The organism is Gilliamella sp. B3367 (genome assembly GCF_026536825.1).
Taxonomy (GTDB): domain Bacteria; phylum Pseudomonadota; class Gammaproteobacteria; order Enterobacterales; family Orbaceae; genus Gilliamella; species Gilliamella apicola_E.
In genome coordinates, this window is record NZ_JAFNNJ010000001.1 from 462,572 (window position 1) to 480,847 (window position 18,276).

Below are 18,276 nucleotides of genomic sequence, written 5' to 3' on the forward strand. Positions count from 1 at the left end.
GAGTTGTATCATACTCTACCATAATTTATGACTTTGTATTGAGTTAGTTGATTCTCTGCAAAGTGTCGTTATTCTAATCACCAATTATTATAAAAGTTGAGAATATCATGTTTCATTTTGTTGCTTCTGATCTAGATGGTACTTTGTTAAATACCGAACATAGTTTATCGCCGTTTACAAAAAAAATTCTTCAGGCATTACGGGAAATGGGTATTCATTTTGCTTTTGCGACAGGCCGACACCATATTGATGTTACTCAAATGCGTGAAAATATGGAAATCGATGCTTTTATGATTACATCAAATGGGGCAAGAGTTCACGATAGTAATGGTAATTTAGTTTTTAGCCGTAGTTTTGATCCTAATTTAGCTAAAGAGTTGGCGGTAATTTGTAAAGACAGTCCATATATTTATACCCATGTTTACCGTGGCGATGATTGGCTAATTAATAAACCTGATGCCTATTCGCTTAGCTTTTTTGTTGATACAAAATTTAAATATCAATTTTTTGATCCAACTAATTTTGAGACTGATGATATTGCCAAAATTTATTTTACGACCTCTGATATTAGCCATAACCATTATTTGGTGGAGTTGAAGGACAAAATTGAAAAGCAATATGGTAATAAAGTTAGCATCGCGTTTTCAACGCCAAACTGTCTTGAAGTTATGGCGGAAAATGTGACTAAAGGCAGTGCATTAAAGTTAGTGGTTGAAAGCTTAGGCTATCAACTCAAAGACAGCATCGCTTTTGGTGATGGTATGAATGATTACGAGATGTTAAAAATGGCAGGTAAGGGCTGTATTATGCAAGATGCGAGTCCTGAACTTAAAGCACTGCTTCCTGAGTTGGAAGTTATTGGATCTAATGCTGATGATGCTGTTCCCCATTATTTAGCTAATCTTTTACTTTAATCTATTAATTATGATTATTGATAAAGAATTAAATACATTAGGTTTGCGTTGTCCTGAGCCGATTATGCTAGTGCGTAAAGCGATTAGGGAATTAGCTGTTGGTCAAATACTGCACGTTGTTGCTGATGATTTGGCCACAACGCGTGATATCCCGAGCTTTTGCCGGCATATGGATCACCAATTAGTTAACTCACAAGTTGAATCCATACCATTTGAATATTGGATTAAAAAATCACATTAATATAGTGTGTTAAGCTATTTTTTATTACCTATTTTGATAAATCAATTTTTTTGAAATGATAACGAAGTGTGCGCCAGTCATTAGGCGCAAGGTTATCAATCATTAAAAAAAGCGTTCTTCTTTTACCATTTCGCCGTGATTTTAAATTAATAATGATTATATAACGTAGTAGTAGTGGTTTTCGCGTTAAATACCAACGCTGTTTGTACCAATAAATTTGATGTATATATTCAAATAGCGCAAATTCACCTTTTATAGTTTTGAAATAGCAAATACTACGCCACCATTCGATTATTAAGATTAATATTAAAACAAAAGTATAACTATTTAATGAAGTATGCGCTAATTGCAATAAGCAAAGAATAATCAAAATAAGATAAAAGCAGGTTGCACTCAAAAATTGTAATAACGAAGGGGTAAGTTTTGTGCTCCACATATTAATCTTGTTTAAATTGATAAAATCACAATTATCTATTCGTTTTATCAGTTTTATTTAAAAATATAAAAATATTGTGAGATAATACACAAAATAATTTGAAAATTTACTAACTTTTGAGAACCTATCAATTAGTTGTTTAACCTGTAGCAAACCTATGTGGTATTTAATATCTGATCTATTAAGTTCTGCTAAAAAATTAAGTTATAAACTAATAAGTAATGGAATATGAAAGTGAAAATATATTAAAGGTAAATTTCTTTTTTTAATTTAATATGTTAATAATTGTTTAATGGATTTAAACAATTTTTTAAGCATGGGTTAGCGTCGCTTTTTATTTTGAGTCTTTTCGAGTAAGTAGTATACTCATCGGCTAAAATGGATTGAGATCAATTAATACAGTTTTATTATCTTTCTTTGATTTAAAATCAATTGGATAGGAATGATTTGTGATAATATTAAAAATATTAAAATTTTGCCTTAAACTTATAATCGGTTTAGTACTTTGTGGCTTAGTGATAGGTATCGCTGGCTACAGTTATTATTCTAAAGATCTGCCAGATGTAGCGACTTTAAAAGATGTTCGCTTGCAAACCCCAATGCAAGTATTAAGTAAAGATGGTGAACTAATCGCTATTTTTGGTGAACGTCGCCGAATTCCTCTAAAATATGATGAAATCCCACCGATTGTCGTTAATGCTGTTATAGCTACCGAAGATGCACGTTTCCATGAGCATTTTGGGATTGATCCTATCGGTATTGTGCGTGCTATGTATATCGGGTTGAAGGATAAGAGCTTTTCACAAGGTGGTAGTACTATCACCCAACAAGTGGCGAAAAACTTCTTTTTAACACCAGAAAAAAGTATTTCTCGTAAAGTAAAAGAGATGATTATTGCAATTCGTATGGAGCGAGAATTATCTAAAGACGAGATAATGGCATTATATCTTAATATGATCAACTTTGGTTCGCGTGCTTATGGTGTGGCTGCTGCTTCATATACTTTCTTTGGTAAAACGCCAGATCAGTTAACTATCGATGAAGCGGCACTACTAGCTGGTTTACCTAATGCGCCTTCTGCCTATAATCCAATTTCCCACCCAGAAAAAGCATTAACAAGACGTAATTGGGTTTTAGGTCGTATGCTTGATCAAAATTATATTACTCAAGCGCAATATGATGAAGCGACTAAGAAGCCTTTAAATGCAAGTTATCATACGCCAAAAATTGAATTTTCTGCACCATATGTTGCTGAAATGGCAAGACAGTTTATGTTCGATAAATTTGGTGAGAACGCTTATACCGATGGTTATAAAGTTTATACCACCATATCTAAGACAGACCAGGTAGCAGCAACAGAATCAATACAAAAGCATATTATTGATTATGACATGCGACATGGCTATCGTGGGCCTGAAAAAGTGTTATGGCAAAATAATGAGCCGGCACTGAGTGACGAGAAAATTCAAGAAGCTTTACATAAATATATTTGCTATAGCGGGATGTGTCCAGCCGTGGTTCTTGAATCATCTGATAAGGAAGCAAAAGCAGTATTATCCGATAAAAGTAATATTACTATTGCCTTTCAAGATATGAAATGGGCGCGAAAATTTATCAGTGATAATCAACAAGGTGCCTCGCCGAGAAAGGTTAATGATACTTTAAAACCAGGTCAGCTGATTTGGGTTAAAAAATCTGGTGAGAATTGGGCATTAGCGCAAATTCCAGCAGTTAACGCTGCACTGGTTTCTCTGGATTCTGATAATGGTGCAATTAAGGCGATTGTTGGTGGTTATGATTTCAATTTAAGTAAATTTAATCGTGCAACACAAGCTTTACGTCAACTAGGTTCTAATATAAAACCATTTGTGTATACGGCTACGTTAGAGAAAGGGCTAACGATGGCGACGCTACTTAATGATGCGCCGATCGTTCGTACAACAGGTAGTGTGACTTGGCGTCCAAAAAATTCACCGCCTACTTATGCTGGTCCATTAAGAATGCGAATTGGTTTAGGGATGTCTAAAAATGTGATGATGGTACGTGCATTACGCGCAATCGGTATCGATTATGCTGCCACGTATTTAGAACGTTTTGGATTCCCAAAAGAGAATATTTCACATAATGAATCACTTGCTTTAGGTTCAGCTTCATTTACGCCATTGCAGGTTGCACGTGCTTATTCCGTTATTGTTAATGGTGGGTATTTAATTACGCCTTACTTGATCGAAAAAATTGAATATGACAATGATAGTGGCGTAATTTATCAGCATCAACCATTGATTGCTTGTCATAACTGTAAAGATGAAGTGGTAAAATTTGATTCTGTTTCAGTATCGTTAGATAACGTTGAAAACGAATCAAATGAGACGGGTAGTGAAGAGCCTGAAGAGGCAAATCTTAAAACAGAAGATAATTTAATCTTACCTAATATTAATAAAGACAATAAAACCACTGATGTGACACCTAAATATGCACCACACACCGTTGATAGTGGTATAGCATATATTATGAAAGATGGACTAAGAACAATTGTTTTTGGCGGTTCGGATTGGCAAGGTACTGCTTGGCGTGTAAAAGCATTAGGTCGTAAGGATGTTGGTGGTAAAACGGGTACAACTAACCAATCGAAAGACGTTTGGTTTTCTGGTTTCGGCGGTAACATTGTTACCTCGGTCTGGATGGGGTTTGATGACCACCGACGTGCTTTAGGTCGAACTTTCCGCGCTGAAGCCGGTGCAGTTACCGCTAACCCTATTTGGGTTGACTATATGAAAGTTGCTCTTAAAGATGTACCTGAAAAACAAGATGTAAAACCGGATAATGTTATTTCTGTTACTATCGATCAGCGAACCGGTATGTTACCAGGTTCTGGAGCGAGAACGATGTCAGAATACTTTATCAAGGGAACCGAGCCAACTACCTATGGATCGCAAGAAGTTGGTACCAGCGTGAAGGATTCACAGGGTAATACGCAAGAACTATTCTAAGTAAGGTTTTTATATGAATGGTTCTATAAGAATTATTGGTGGAAAATGGCGCGGAAGAAAGTTGTCAGTACTTGATAAACAAGGCTTGCGACCAACCACAGATAGAGTAAAAGAGACTTTGTATAACTGGCTAATGCCAGTTATACAAAATAGTGTTTGTTTGGATTGTTTTTCTGGTAGCGGATCATTAGGTTTTGAAGCCGCATCACGCGGTGCTCAAAATGTCACATTATTAGAGAAAGATAAACAAGTTGCCAATCAGCTTAAGAAAAATAAGCAGTTGATTGCATGTGATAATGTCGAAATTTATTCGACAGATACTTTTCAATGGCTTGATAGACCAGCCCAAAGACAATTTGATATTGTATTTATCGATCCGCCTTTTCATTATTCTTTAATCGAGAAAACACTAGAGCTTCTTGAGAATAACCATTGGCTCAGCCCATCTGCTTATATTTATATTGAATCTGAGCTGGGGCATGATTTTAATATTCCATCAAATTGGTATTTGCATCGAGAGAAGACAGCAGGGCAAGTTCATAGCTATTTATTTATACGAGAAGAAAGATAATGTTCATACTTTTAGGTAAACTAGTCTATTTATTTATATGGTTATTTTTATTATTTAATCTTGTTCATCCGTTTCCTAAACCAGCAAATATTCTCGCTTATATAGGATTGGTTGCTTTTACACTTATTCATGGATTACAAGCATGGATATTACAATCAACAATGGTTAATCAAGAAAAAGAACAGGATAAATTTAAAGCACTTAGATTTTTTATTTTTGGTGTTTTTGAAGCACTTAGCTGGAAAAACAAAAAATAAAGAATAAAATAGGTTGTCAGATATAAATATTTTTGTATAATGCTCACCACTTCTTTCGAAGCGTTCAATATGCGGGAATAGCTCAGTTGGTAGAGCGCAACCTTGCCAAGGTTGAGGTCGCGAGTTCGAACCTCGTTTCCCGCTCCAATTTCATCTCTATACAAAGTTTAGCTGTTAACTTAGTTCCAACACGATTATTTTTGTCCTGATTAGAAACTATCAGTCGTTTTAAAACCTCCGCCACCTGTTGATGAGCTGGATGAAAACCCACTGTCACTTGATGAACTATAAGATGACGAGGAGGAAGAACTCGAAGAGGAAAATGAGCTCGAATAGGAAGATGATGATGAGCGTGAAGAGGATGAAGAGAAAGAAGAAGATCTCCTTGATGATGAATCGTCACGCGACCATCCTGAATTATGATTAGATGATTTTAATTCTCTCCTTATTGCTCTATACCCAAAAAGGGTTTGAACAACTGTTTCTGGAAAAATTTGATTGCTAAATAGCTGGTCTAATAAATCATTAAGCTTGAACGGTGGTATGTTATATTCATAAATTGAGCTAGGAATATTGTTTTCCCTAAATAAATAGAATGTTTGTTCAAAACGATTATAAACATTGTCTAATTCGTTAAGCGTTTTTAATAACGAGGCCAGATATGCATCAATATCAAGTATTTGTTTATTTATCGCGACTATTTTTTCTAATAATTTATCATCTTCTGTTGATTTAGTTTGTAAAGTTAAATCATTAAGTTGACTTAAAGATTGTTTTTGTAACAGTTTAACTAATTGATTTGAAATTAGTTTAAACTGCGAATTATTGCCTTTTTGAAGTTCTTGTAAGGTATTTTCTGTATCTTGTTTCTGTTTTTTATAATGTGCTAAATCTTGCTCAGTTAGCGCTATTGTTTTTTTCAATTTAGATAAATTTAGGTTAGTATCAACCTCGCGTTCTTTACGCTCTTTTGCTTTTAATGCTTGCTCATATGCTCGTTTTTTATTATTAAACCGTAACTGAGATTCTTTATATAAATCTTTAAGCATTTTATGATTTTTGAAATTTTCTGAAAAATTGATAAACCTTGCTACCCATGAGTCTAAATAACGAAATATTTTGAAGGCAGTATAATTTTTCTCTCCAAAGCGACGATTAATTAAATAATTGTAATAGTAATTTTGTTGATATTGTTTCAACTTGGTTGAAAATTCTTGTTGTGAACTTTTGAAGTTTTTTGTTTCTTTGGTTAGCTCGTCTTTAGTAATGTTATAATTATTTAATAATGATAGATAATCTGCATCACTTTCAAGTTGTCGAATCCTTTCCGCTGTTAATTCATCTAATTTTAATAATGTTTCATCCATTTTTTGTTGGGAATCAGCAATAAAATGATCTAAATTACTGGATTTATTTTTTAAATTACAGTTTAAATCCTTTAACTGTTTAATGATTTTCTGAATTTCCAAATCGTTATTTTGGGGAGATTCTAATAGATAAATAGTCGCTATCTTTTGATAAATCTCTACTTGTTTATTTGTCAAATCAAGGATTTTTTGACGAGAGTTTTGCACCTCGTTATTAGTTTTCTCGATTGCACTAAAGATTTCCTGAAGTTTTATTTCAATACTTCGTTCAATATTGCTAGATTGCATATTTACCACTCTAAAATCCTACCTGTTTTAACTGTATTAGGACAGTTAAATTCTAGACGACCAATTGGTTTTTTACATAATTTATTTTCATCAATATGCCCATCGGCAATTTTATCTTTTTTAACCTTATTAAATTCTTTTTGAGAAACCTGCTGACCAAACATATCTACGAGTTTCTTTTCACCTGTTTCAATACTGGTTACCCATAGCGGTGTTGCTATTCCGGATGATGTCGTTGGTGTGACAATCACATACCAAGATTTACCGTTTGTTTTTTCGTGGGTGCGCTCAACTCCTGATTTATAATTAGGTTTGTCAACAATAGTAAGTGTCAAATTAGTTTGAGCTAGATTGAAATAATAAGACATCATTTGTTGATAATTTTCAAACTTATCAAAGTTGAGATTTTTTAGGTCAGCTTGTAAATCACTTTGTAAAGCAATAACCGGTACCATATCCGACTTCGGAACTTTTAGGGCTAATAATTTCTGATTATCAATCTGAATTTTATTTATAATGGTTTTTGCTCGTTCTGTGGAATTGTAAAGTGTCTCAATTTGATTGAAATCGATAACTCTTTGTCCTTGATTAAGATTATCAAGAACGGTATCGACTGCATTTTGTAGTACGTGATACTCTTTGCTTGTTTTTATAAACTCATCATCATCTATCAAATTAGCTAGCCGCTTATCATCTTCCAATAATTTTTTTAATATATTTAATTGAGTTCTAATATCCGACAATTTAGTGGTTACTGAGTCATTAATTTGCTTAAATTGTTTAACTAAACCATTTTCATCATCTGTAATAAAAGCCCCGTTAATGGTTGGCTTGGTGACTGTGGGAATAATTTTCTGGCTAAGTAGATTAGAAATTGAGGTCTTTAAATTTTTTACTGGAATCTGCGCATAATGAACAGAAGTTTTATCAATTTGCTTAAACTCGTTGCGTAATTCTGCTAATGAATCTTCCGACGCTAATATTTGACTATAGTAACTATCAATTTCTTGTCTAACGTCTCTTGTATAGATTAAATTATTAAAAAAGATTAAGGCTAAAATAAATAAGAATATGCTAAAAAGGCTAAATATTAACTTTCTTTTGATATAACAACGAACTAGAAAATGTTGAAACCAAGGACGTTTAGGTGCAACAAACCGTAACCGATTATCAAACCAAAGATCTATTCCTTCATCAACGATTTTATCGTCCACAATTTGACCTTTGGCTTCATAGAAGGTTTTAATGTTTTCTTTTAAATTAGCTCGTAATCCTTCGCGGTCAAGGTGCTCAAGTAGTAATTGTTGTTTTTGATATAATTCATCAATTATTGCCATTGCACCTAGTTGGTCACTAAGTTTAACATCCTGCATTAACCATCAACCTTCAAGATAATATTATTAAAGCGCTGTTTTCCATCTTCCACTATACGATCGATTTCTTTAGCATTATCAATCGATTCATTTCTTAGCTCTGTAATTAATTGTTGGCTTGATTCTTGATAATTGACAATGGCTTCAACTAATGCACGTAAAGAATCAGCTTTAATCGTCGAACCATAACCAGCTCTTAAACCTTCTTCAAGTTGCTTATTAGCTGAAGTAGCAATACTTTCAATGCCTTTATTCATACCATCTTTCATTGCTTCTAGTGTTTTAGTGCTTTCACTCAAACCTGTCAATGAAGTTATAGAAGCGCTTAATGCAGTAAATACAATTTCGTTGGTTGAAAAAAAGCTTACACTTTGTTGGTAGACACGCTCTTTTATGGAGGTTGTTTGTTGCAATCTTGCAAATACTGCTTCGGCAGAATTATAAGAAACGGTTAAATTATTGGCGAGATCTAAGATGATTTGATAACGGCTATCTTCTTGTTGTACATTGCGTAGAGCTTCGTCTCTAGCAAGTTCTAATCGTCCTCGAGCGACATGATCATCACCTGTAAAATTATCAACTTGAGCAATAGCGTCGGTTAATTTTTGTTTGCGTTCTTCAAGACGATCTGTCGCAATTTGCAGTACTTCTTCAGCAACGATTTGAGCTTGTTTTAGTCCAAAACGGAAATCTTGGTAGGCGTTTAAAATAATATGTTCACGCTCGACTTGATTACTTGTTTCTTTTGAAACATCTAAATAGGTTTTTTTTATTAAACTAAAACGATCAGGAATAGAACCACGTTGAAATGTCATCCAACCCATTTTAATTTTTTCCAAAAGATCTAACTTTCCGTCATCTAACCAACCAAGCATTTTTTCCATATCGGTACGAATACTTTCAAAATGCTTAACAATATTAGAATAGCGATCAGAAACATGTACGCCATCAATTTGTTCCCGGACTACTTCATTAAATGCGCTTTGTTGTTGCAAAGTGTGAGCAATGGCGATAATACGATTTTTATCAATTTCAGCAACATTATCCAATAACTTTAAAATTGGCGCATCAGCCTGAGGTTTAACCATGATGCCGATTTTATTCAACAACTGTACTGCTCTATCTACATATGAAACTATTTGACTAGACATGTTTAATATTCCTTTAACTATTGTTCCTTAGTTAATTAAGAAAACTAAAAAGATTATATATCACTAAAAAAGTTATCACAAATTAGGATTAATTAGTTGTGAAATATAAATTTTAATTAAACTGTGATAAAAAACTAAGCTAAAGATGAACAAGGTAATAATATCCAAATTATTGAATATACCTAGATTTGACTTCCTCCTAGTTCTATAGGCCTAGAAGGAGGTCCATTTTAATTTCATTTGCATCTTTTTTATAATTTTGCTAACTTTTCCTGCCAGTATTCTTGATATTGTGGCAGGCGTTTTTGTGCAGTTTGGTACACCTGTTTTAGTTCAGTAGTATCGAGTTTTCTTTCCATTCTCTCCAATGCATAATCTAGTTTTTTCTGCTGCATATATGCCCTAAACAGTAGTGAGGCATCATAGGCTTCGCCCATATCCGGGGTGATTTTTTCAAGCTGTTTGATTGCCCGATAATTATCATCCTTCAAAACTCCGGCGGCTATAGCTTCATCCAAATACATCATACCGGGCTTGGAGTAATCAATGTTTGGGCTTCCTTTTGGACTATCGAAGTAATAGTATTGTTTTCGCAGTGCGAATAATTTCTCTTTATCGGGCGCTTGTTTGTTCATTGCATCTGCAATCTTAGCAAAATCCATTACTCCATAAATTAGCTGAGCTTGGTTTTTACCATAAATTCCCATACCCACTTGATAAGGTGTGCCACTAAAATCAATCACGACCCTTTTACCAAAAAAGTAAGCTTTTTCAGCGCCCCAAATGATAACAGAGCGGGCACCTATGTCATTTCGCACCTTATAATATTGGATAATAGCGTCGAAAATATAGGGATTAGTTATCGTTAATGGGGCAAAAATAACGGCTATCCATGAGGAATCACAAGTTTCTAATTCTCTAACATTAAACCCACGCTTTTTAGCTTGCAAGGGTGTAATAACACATGGTGGATTTTCAATAAAATCTTGGTCAACTATTGTTAACGCTTCAGATTCGCTTTCATATTTAGGTGGGAGATTATAGATAATTGGTTGACCGCTAACTTCTCCTTCTTCCTCAAGAGCTTCTAAAACTAAATTATAAAAATCAGCATAAATCAATTTCTCTTGCGGATCAGTCGCATTATTAAATAATTTTTTTAACTTTTTAAGACTATCACTAGGTTTACCAAAAAGATATTTTACTAAATAACTCAATTTACAATATGGATTTTTTGGCTCGTTCATACTGTAATAATCGGTCAAACTAGCTAAATTTTGCGGAATTTTATAAAATTGACTGGATAATTCATACATATGTTGACCTTGAGTTAATTGCAATAGAGCAATCGCAACCGCAGTTTCGGGCGTAATACCCCAATATTTTTCAAGAACAATACCAAAATTACCTGCCAAATATTCATGGTCACCATCGGTTTCAAGTGCAAATTTAATAGCCAAATCCATATGTTTCACATCCGTCATTGCCAGGGCAATAGCAGCAAATGCTCCGGCGACTGAATTATATTCATCTTGTAAATCAAAACTATAATCAAGTTCATACATGGTTAAGTCAACAAACTCTCTTATTTTATCATGTAAACTTTCGTACATGGCTGCTTTGCGGAAAAAGACATGTGAACAACAGGCGATTCCTCCTGCCCCTAGCTCTAATTCTTCAAAGTCTTCATATTCTTCAACGTATTTAGCGAATTCAGAATAGTATTCAGGCTTGGCAACAAAATAAATATGAAGCCAATGCCCCTCAAATATTTTTGAATAACCTTTTGCCATTAAGTTATTTAAATAATCAAGCGCATCGGAATATGCCTGTTCGCTTTCTTGTTTAAAGCGTAAATAAATTTCTCCGTCAGTTGGCATGGCTCTGGCGATAATAGTGTCAGTTTCACAAAAAACATCAGTTTCAGTAAAAGTATCATAAAAACGTTCGGTTTCTGATTGATCGTCTGGATCGTCTTTTTTTTCTAGTTTAATATCAGGCTTGTTATCAATAATGCCCAGTTTATCCCATGCTTGTTTTTGTATAATTGCTGGTTCATATCCTTTATCAACTAAGCATTCAACACCGTTATAAGCATATTTATAACTAAAATTTTCCCATTCAAACTGTAAAGAAACTAAACTCCATTTGTTATAATCAAAATCTTTGTATTTCCTTAACAGAGAACGTCCTTTCGATTCAGCCTCTTTTTCACATGAATAAATATATTTTTTTAGTAATGCTAAAATTCTATCGGTATCGTATTGCTCAATAACGCCATTAAGGGCAAAATATTCCTCAATCGTGTCAGTTAGCAAATCTGCATAATATTCTTCTGATTGCTCGAGATATTTTAGGTCGCTTTCAAGCTTAAATATCCTTGTTTGTCGGTAGGTTTGTTCTATTGGTATTTCAATAAGAATATTATCTGTTTGGAAAAGGGCAATTCTGAAATATTTATCAGTCATACCCCCAAAAAAACCATCATCCAGCATTTTTTGAAGTTTTTCGGTAAGTAATGGAACAAAGTATTGATTATTTATCTCAACGCCATAACTAGTCCCATCATATTCTAGCTCATTTAGACTTTCTGAATAATAGCGTTTGGAATTTCGTTCATTGAATAAAGCATATATTTCCAGCGTTTTATAATCAAAGGTGATATTAAAGCCACAAACATTTTCAGGGAATTTGTTAGCTGGAGTATTTTTTTCATCTTCTTCTGTCTGGGTAGTTTCAAAAATACTCTGTAATGCGTTAACTATTTTATCCACCATTTGTACCGGATAATCGGTAAGATATTGTTCAGCCAGATAATGGATTGATTCGGAATGAGTCTGATAACGGTCATAAATATATTTCATCACACCTTGCGCAAAGATTTCTTGGAAAAGAATTTCTGGATCTCTGATTCTCAAAAGATAAGGAATGCAATCAAAGTGAATCGGTGATATTTTCTTCATAAATTTTGAAAATATCATTTGAAGCATATCTTTGATGAAAATTTGAAATTCCTTATTGTTTGGACTTAACGCTTTTAATTGTTCGAACTTAGCTTCAATATCGAACTGCTCACCTTGCTTTATATATTTCCGTAACAAAACTTTTAAGTTATCAAATTCTTGTTCTTGTGGTGTTTTGGTGACTGTCTCTTTTTTAATCGGAGTATTACTTTGTTTTGGTGGTTGTTTAACTGGAGCAACTTTTTTAGGCGGAACCTTACGTAACTCTTCAAAATCAAATGGGTTAGGTTGACCTTCACCAACCCATTCGTCGAGGTAAAACCATGGTTTTTCTTTACCGTCATCAATCACATCTTTGGGTGGTGTGGGTTTGGGGTGGTTTTTCGGTTTTGGGGCATCGGGCATTTTGATGATTGTTTTTTCTGTACAGGTTGATTGTTCAAGCGCTGGTGGGATCGCTTTTTCCTGATAGCCTTTTTTGATTTTCGATCTGATCAGTTTGTTGGCTTCTTTTTCCGCATCGGCAGGCGATGAAAACGTTTTAACTTGTGTTTGTCCTTTTGTTCCTATCTTACCAAATACGATTGTTAGGGATTCGTCTTGTTGGGTGATATACCAAAATTTATTCGATAATGTATCCTTAAACTCCAGATAATACTTCATTTCCTATATTCCTAATTATAATTCTATGTCAGTTCTTATAAATAAATTGAAAAGTAATTAATATAACTTTTTAGTTTATAAAATTTTGATTATAAAAACGACCATTATGAGTGTGTTGATTTAGTAAAACCGAGATGAATAATTTTATTACTATAAATTATGTTATTGACTAATTTTTAACAATAATTTTCTATAATTGCTTTCGAATTAGAATATTGCTTAGCAGTTTTATAAGAAACTTTACATTATTATATGTAAATTTTTATAATTTTATTGTTGTTTTTAATGGTATATGGTACAACTAGCAATTGATAGTTCATTTTTTTGAAAGGTTAATTCCTTAATATTTCTGAACTATCAATACTTTTCTTTTTTCCATCTTAAATATTTAAAAATGATTTTGAGCTTTGTTTTTCAATAAAGTAATAATTGTTTTATCTATCAACATGTTATCCAAGTTATTTAAAAAATAAATCCAGTATTTATTTTGAAATGTAAGGATCACATTATTCAAGAGTTTCATTAATTAAGTTTTTCATGTTTTTAAATTAAAAATTGGATTATAACCAATAAAAGATTTAGTGAGATAAAATATGAATAAAATAAATAAGTTAATTTTGAATTCGCAATATGCTGTTAGTAATTCAAGGAAAGGAAAATTTAAAGGTAAAGCATTTCTAATCAAATTTATTACTACAACAAGCATAACTTTAGCAATGACAAATCCAAGCTTTGCTCAGTGTATTACTAGCGATCCAAATAATCAGGCTTGTACCGGTGATGTAAATAATCCCAACGGTAATGGGTATGAAAATACAAATTCTTCTGATATTTTCTCATTTGTCCAATCTGATGGATCCATTACAGGTAGTAAAAATGGGGTAGAAATTAATTACCATGGCAATGGTATTTTGAGCATCAATACATTAGCGAAAGTTTTTGGTAACGGAGGGGATGGAATTAATGCTCAAAATAGTAGCAATTCACAAGATATCAAAATAACACAATTAGTGAGTGGTGAAACGAGAGGGAGTAAATCGGGCATAGAGGCTACTAATAATGGTAAAGGTTTAACCATTATTAATACAGCTGGAATAATCTCTGGTAATCAGGATAACGGTATATCAGTGCTCAATGGGACTCAATCTACCGATTTAACTATTAATCAATCAAGAGGCAGTATTGAAGGGCATAATCGTGGAATAAGTGCTGAAAATCAAGGGAATGGTATCTCTGAAATCATTGTTTCCGGTAATGTGAATGGATTGAGTAGTGAAGGTATATTTGTTAAAAATAGCACTAATAGCAAGAATATTACAATTAATCAATATGATGGTAGTACGGTTAGTGGGCAAAGTTATGGTTTGGCCGCTTATAATAATGGTAAGGAACAAACTGATATCACCATTGCTGGTTATGTTGAAGGTCGTAATAATGATGCAATTTATTCAGAGTCGTCAAGTACAACATCAGATGTCTTTTTAACGCAAATGGCTGATTCTCAAATTAAAGGTCATAATAACGGTATTAATATTCTTAATAATGGTAATGGATTTAGTGATTTAATCATTTCTGGTTCGGTAACAGGTGAGCAAATTGATGGTATTGTTGCTAAAAATCTTTCAGATACATCAACTGCTATGTCTTTAAGACAGTTAGGCGGTAGTATTTATGGTCATGTGAATGGTGTGAATTTATTGAATAATGGTAATGGTGATACCACTATCTCAACTAAAAATAATATTCAGGGTGATCAACAAGATGGTATTGTAGTTGTAAATGGAACTAGTTCTAGTAATATAAAATTAAATCAGATATCAGGTACGATTAAAGGTCATAATAACGGCATAAATATCACTAATAATGGTAAAAAGTCGACGATCATTTCAACTTCTGGTGTTGTTGAAGGTGCTCAAAACGATGGAATTAGGGCAATCAATAACAATTCGACAACCTCTAATATGAGCGTTATTCAGTCAAATGGCACAATTCATGGAAATCTTAATGGCATAAATGTAACGAATAATGGACAGGGCTATACGTCAATTCAAACAGCTAAAAATATTATTGGTGATCAAAATGATGGTATTGTGGTTACTAACGGTAATACATCAAGTGATTTAACGATAATCCAATCAGCAGGTAGTATTGCTGGCAAACTTCGTGGCATTAATTTAACCAATAATGGAAAAGGGAATACAAATGTTAATCTTAGTGGCTCAGTAACAGGCGATATTAATGAAGGCGTTGTAGTTCAAAATGGTACACAATCAAGTCACTTAAATTTAATTCAGATAGCAGGAAAAATCAAAGGTTTATTAAATGCGGTTAATTTAGTTAACAATGGTGTCGGTTCAACAAGTGTAAAAACTTCAGGCGATTTAGAGAGTGTTCAACAACATGGTTTGTTCGTTTTAAATAATAGTACAGCCAATAATCTTAATATTGATCAATTTGGAGGTACGATTACAGGTAATTATAATGGACTTAATGTAACCAATAAAGGAAGTGGGACGACTGAAATAAAAATTGCAGGTAAGGTTTTTGGTAATAATTCTGATGGCATTTTTGTGCTTAATGATGTTGGGGCACAGAACTTAATTGTTTCTTTGAACGACTCAGGTTTTGTTAAGGGCCATAATAAAGGACTCAATTTAACAAATAAAGGAAATGGTGAAACAAAAATTCTCTTAAATGGCAACATTGAAGCTGATCAAGATGATGCTATTTATGCTATAAATGAAAATAATGCTACTAACTTGACTGTTCAACAATTAGCAACCAGTAGTCTTAATGGTTTAAGAAATGGCATAGAATTAGAGAATACAGGATCTGGTTCTACAACTATTACTACTTATGGAACGGTTAGTGGTGAACAACAAGCTGGTATAGTTATTAATAATCGTGGTACAAGCACTGATGTTAATGTTAAACAAAATTCTGGAACAATTTTTGGTAAAAATAATGGAATAACAATCAATAACAGTGGTACTGGCTCAACGGTTATTGATATCTATGATACGGTTTATGCGAATGGGACCGATGTAAACAATAATTTAGATGCGGGTATCTATACAACGGGTAAATCAGACACAACAACTAATATTAACCTTAATGATGGTGCTAATGTTTATTCTGTTCTTGGTACTGCAATAAGAAATGATGTGACCAATTCTATTGTTAATTTAAATAGTGGTTCTAAAGTAAGTGGTAAAATATTACTAGGAACAGGTGATGATACGCTTAATATCAATCAAGGCTCTGATATTTCAGATTTAACCATGATTGATGGTGGACGTAAAAATATTCGAGCTAGTTCATCGAATGAAATGGATGTTCTTAATTTTAGTACCCATCTAGTTGGATCTTCTGATTCAGTAGGTATTCGTGGTGATGTAGCGATTCTTAACTGGGAAAATATCAATGTTGGTTCAAACGGAAGGTTATCATTAACTGGTAACTTAAATACCGATAAGCTTACTCTAAATTCAAATGCTATTTTAGATTTTGTTCCAAGGATACATCAAGCTTCGGTAAGTGGCGATGTTTATAATAGTGGTACTATTGCGCTGAATAATAATTTTACTGGAGATCATCTAACTATAACCGGTAATTATATTGGTAATAATGGTCAGCTTTTGCTTGATACAGTATTGCAAGATAGTAGTAGCTCAACTGATAAGTTGTTTATTGGAGGGAATGCTTCCGGAAATACATTGGTTAAAATAACCAATATTGGTGGATTAGGTGCAGATACAGGTAATACGAATGGTATTGAAATTGTCAATGTTAATGGTGTAAGTTCGAACGATGCATTTAATTTAGAAGGATCACATTTAGATGTGGGCGCTTATGAATACTATTTACATAAAGGTGATATTAATCAACAAAATAATAACTGGTACTTACGTTCTAGTAAACCTACTGAACCAACTAATCCGACGAATCCAACCAATCCAACCAATCCAACAAACCCAACAAACCCAGAGCAACCTGTTAATCCAGTGTCTCCGAATAAGGTTGCTTATCGTAAAGAAGTACCAATGTTTGCTGGGGTAGCGGCACAATTACGTCAGGCTGATTTAATTATGCAAGCAAATATGCATCAACGTATTGGTAATACTTTACTACCAGACTCAAAAATTAGTTGGGGACGAATAATCGCTGAGCGCACAGATATAAAACAAAATGGCATAGCTGATACACATAGCAAAGGGAATTATACTGGTTTCCAAATAGGTAGCGATATCTGGAAAGAAGAAGATAACTATTGGCGTGTAGGTGGTTACTTCGGTTATTTACATGGTAGTTTAGATGTTGATGGTTTTGCCAGTAGTATGAAAGGATATGTAGGAAAAAATCGCTCAAATAGTTATTTCTTAGGTCTCTATGGTAACTATATGGATGAGAATGGGGCTTACTTAGATTTGGTGTTCCAAGGGGGGCGTCATAAAGTAGACATTAAACCAAATTATAATAAAAATAGTAAACAAAAAGGAAGAGGATTAAGTGCTTCCGCGGAAGTCGGTAAACCATTTGATTTAAATTATTATGATTGGCGAATTGAACCTCAGTTTCAAATTATCCACCAATGGATGAATCTTAATAATAGTCATATAAGTGGTAATACCACCGTCAAACAAAATCATAATGATTCATGGCTTTTCCGAGTGGGTGCTAGACTTGAAAATCATTTCCAGTCAGAGTTAGGAACGTTTCGTCCTTATACTCGTTTAAATTTATACTATTCGCCCGATGGTTCAGATCGTATAAGATTTGATTGTTCCAGAGCTTCAACTAAATTTAATAGTGGTGCTGGTTATACAAGCACGGAATTAGCTATCGGTGGTAGTTATGAATTTAATAATCAAGTTAGTGCTTATACTGAGATTGGTCACACTTGGTCCAATAGTGGTGATGCAAACGTTAAGTCGCCAATTAATGGCTCTTTAGGAATAAGAGCTAATTGGTAACACGAGTAATAAACTAAGTTGTTTATCTTCCTGACCGATACTTTTAATAGAAAGTATCGGTTTTTTTCTTTATTCATTTAAAATAATTA

General features: G+C 33.5%; 11 protein-coding genes and 1 tRNA gene. 7 read left to right on the plus strand and 5 right to left on the minus strand.

Annotation, left to right across the window (positions count from 1 at the left end; translation table 11 throughout):
• Positions 1-107 precede the first annotated feature (107 nt).
• Both J3U23_RS02055 and tusA read left to right on the plus strand, forming a co-directional pair.
• On the plus strand, positions 108-914 hold the full coding sequence (locus tag J3U23_RS02055) for a Cof-type HAD-IIB family hydrolase (RefSeq protein ID WP_065734362.1): 807 nt from the start codon (positions 108-110) through the stop codon (positions 912-914).
• Positions 915-924: 10 nt separating this feature from the next.
• The gene (gene tusA, locus J3U23_RS02060) at positions 925-1,155 is read left to right on the plus strand and encodes a sulfurtransferase TusA (RefSeq protein ID WP_065563097.1); all 231 of its coding nucleotides are present in this window, start codon (positions 925-927) and stop codon (positions 1,153-1,155) included.
• A gap of 28 nt (positions 1,156-1,183) precedes the next feature.
• Here the strand turns inward: tusA and J3U23_RS02065 are convergent, their stop codons facing one another.
• Complete coding sequence (locus J3U23_RS02065; RefSeq protein ID WP_065734363.1) at positions 1,184-1,591, minus strand: protein YgfX; 408 nt, start codon at positions 1,589-1,591, stop codon at positions 1,184-1,186.
• Between the two features lie 449 nt (positions 1,592-2,040).
• Here J3U23_RS02065 and J3U23_RS02070 point away from each other — a divergent pair, with 449 nt between their 5' ends.
• The 4 genes from J3U23_RS02070 to J3U23_RS02085 all read left to right on the plus strand — a co-directional run bounded on the left by J3U23_RS02070 (position 2,041) and on the right by J3U23_RS02085 (position 5,556).
• Entirely contained in the window at positions 2,041-4,581 is a 2,541-nt protein-coding gene (locus J3U23_RS02070; protein ID WP_220224982.1) for a penicillin-binding protein 1A, read from the plus strand.
• 13 nt (positions 4,582-4,594) lie between these two features.
• The gene (gene rsmD, locus J3U23_RS02075) at positions 4,595-5,152 is read left to right on the plus strand and encodes a 16S rRNA (guanine(966)-N(2))-methyltransferase RsmD (RefSeq protein WP_065563095.1); all 558 of its coding nucleotides are present in this window, start codon (positions 4,595-4,597) and stop codon (positions 5,150-5,152) included.
• On the plus strand, positions 5,152-5,409 hold the full coding sequence (locus tag J3U23_RS02080) for a DUF1145 domain-containing protein (protein WP_065563094.1): 258 nt from the start codon (positions 5,152-5,154) through the stop codon (positions 5,407-5,409). The genes rsmD and J3U23_RS02080 overlap by 1 nt, the downstream gene beginning before the upstream one ends.
• Positions 5,410-5,480: 71 nt before the next feature.
• Positions 5,481-5,556 (plus strand) — tRNA-Gly (locus J3U23_RS02085).
• Between the two features lie 62 nt (positions 5,557-5,618).
• Here the strand turns inward: J3U23_RS02085 and J3U23_RS02090 are convergent.
• The 4 genes from J3U23_RS02090 to J3U23_RS02105 form a co-directional block, all read right to left on the minus strand.
• A complete protein-coding gene (locus tag J3U23_RS02090; protein WP_267338293.1) occupies positions 5,619-7,073 on the minus strand; it encodes a hypothetical protein in 1,455 nt (484 codons plus the stop codon).
• Complete coding sequence (locus J3U23_RS02095) at positions 7,067-8,437, minus strand: DUF6384 family protein (RefSeq protein WP_267338294.1); 1,371 nt, start codon at positions 8,435-8,437, stop codon at positions 7,067-7,069. The genes J3U23_RS02090 and J3U23_RS02095 overlap by 7 nt, the downstream gene beginning before the upstream one ends.
• Positions 8,437-9,588, minus strand: a complete 1,152-nt coding sequence (locus J3U23_RS02100) for a hypothetical protein (RefSeq protein ID WP_267338296.1) — start codon at positions 9,586-9,588, stop codon at positions 8,437-8,439. The genes J3U23_RS02095 and J3U23_RS02100 overlap by 1 nt, the downstream gene beginning before the upstream one ends.
• 251 nt (positions 9,589-9,839) lie before the next feature.
• Positions 9,840-13,214: a DUF6138 family protein gene (locus J3U23_RS02105; RefSeq protein ID WP_267338297.1), complete on the minus strand. Its 3,375-nt coding sequence runs from the start codon at positions 13,212-13,214 to the stop codon at positions 9,840-9,842.
• A gap of 593 nt (positions 13,215-13,807) precedes the next feature.
• On the opposite strand from J3U23_RS02105, the gene J3U23_RS02110 reads away from it, so the two are divergent.
• Entirely contained in the window at positions 13,808-18,187 is a 4,380-nt protein-coding gene (locus J3U23_RS02110) for an autotransporter outer membrane beta-barrel domain-containing protein (RefSeq protein WP_267338298.1), read from the plus strand.
• Positions 18,188-18,276 lie beyond the last annotated feature (89 nt).

What these genes read in the sequence shown, in the direction of transcription:
- J3U23_RS02055 (WP_065734362.1), top strand. Translation starts at nt 108, where the DNA reads ATGTTTCATTTTGTTGCTTCTGATCTAGATGGTACTTTGTTAAATACC.
- tusA (WP_065563097.1), top strand. Translation starts at nt 925, where the DNA reads ATGATTATTGATAAAGAATTAAATACATTAGGTTTGCGTTGTCCTGAG.
- J3U23_RS02065 (WP_065734363.1), bottom strand. Translation starts at nt 1,591, where the DNA reads ATGTGGAGCACAAAACTTACCCCTTCGTTATTACAATTTTTGAGTGCA.
- rsmD (WP_065563095.1), top strand. Translation starts at nt 4,595, where the DNA reads ATGAATGGTTCTATAAGAATTATTGGTGGAAAATGGCGCGGAAGAAAG.
- J3U23_RS02080 (WP_065563094.1), top strand. Translation starts at nt 5,152, where the DNA reads ATGTTCATACTTTTAGGTAAACTAGTCTATTTATTTATATGGTTATTT.
- J3U23_RS02095 (WP_267338294.1), bottom strand. Translation starts at nt 8,437, where the DNA reads ATGCAGGATGTTAAACTTAGTGACCAACTAGGTGCAATGGCAATAATT.
- J3U23_RS02100 (WP_267338296.1), bottom strand. Translation starts at nt 9,588, where the DNA reads ATGTCTAGTCAAATAGTTTCATATGTAGATAGAGCAGTACAGTTGTTG.
- J3U23_RS02105 (WP_267338297.1), bottom strand. Translation starts at nt 13,214, where the DNA reads ATGAAGTATTATCTGGAGTTTAAGGATACATTATCGAATAAATTTTGG.
- J3U23_RS02110 (WP_267338298.1), top strand. Translation starts at nt 13,808, where the DNA reads ATGAATAAAATAAATAAGTTAATTTTGAATTCGCAATATGCTGTTAGT.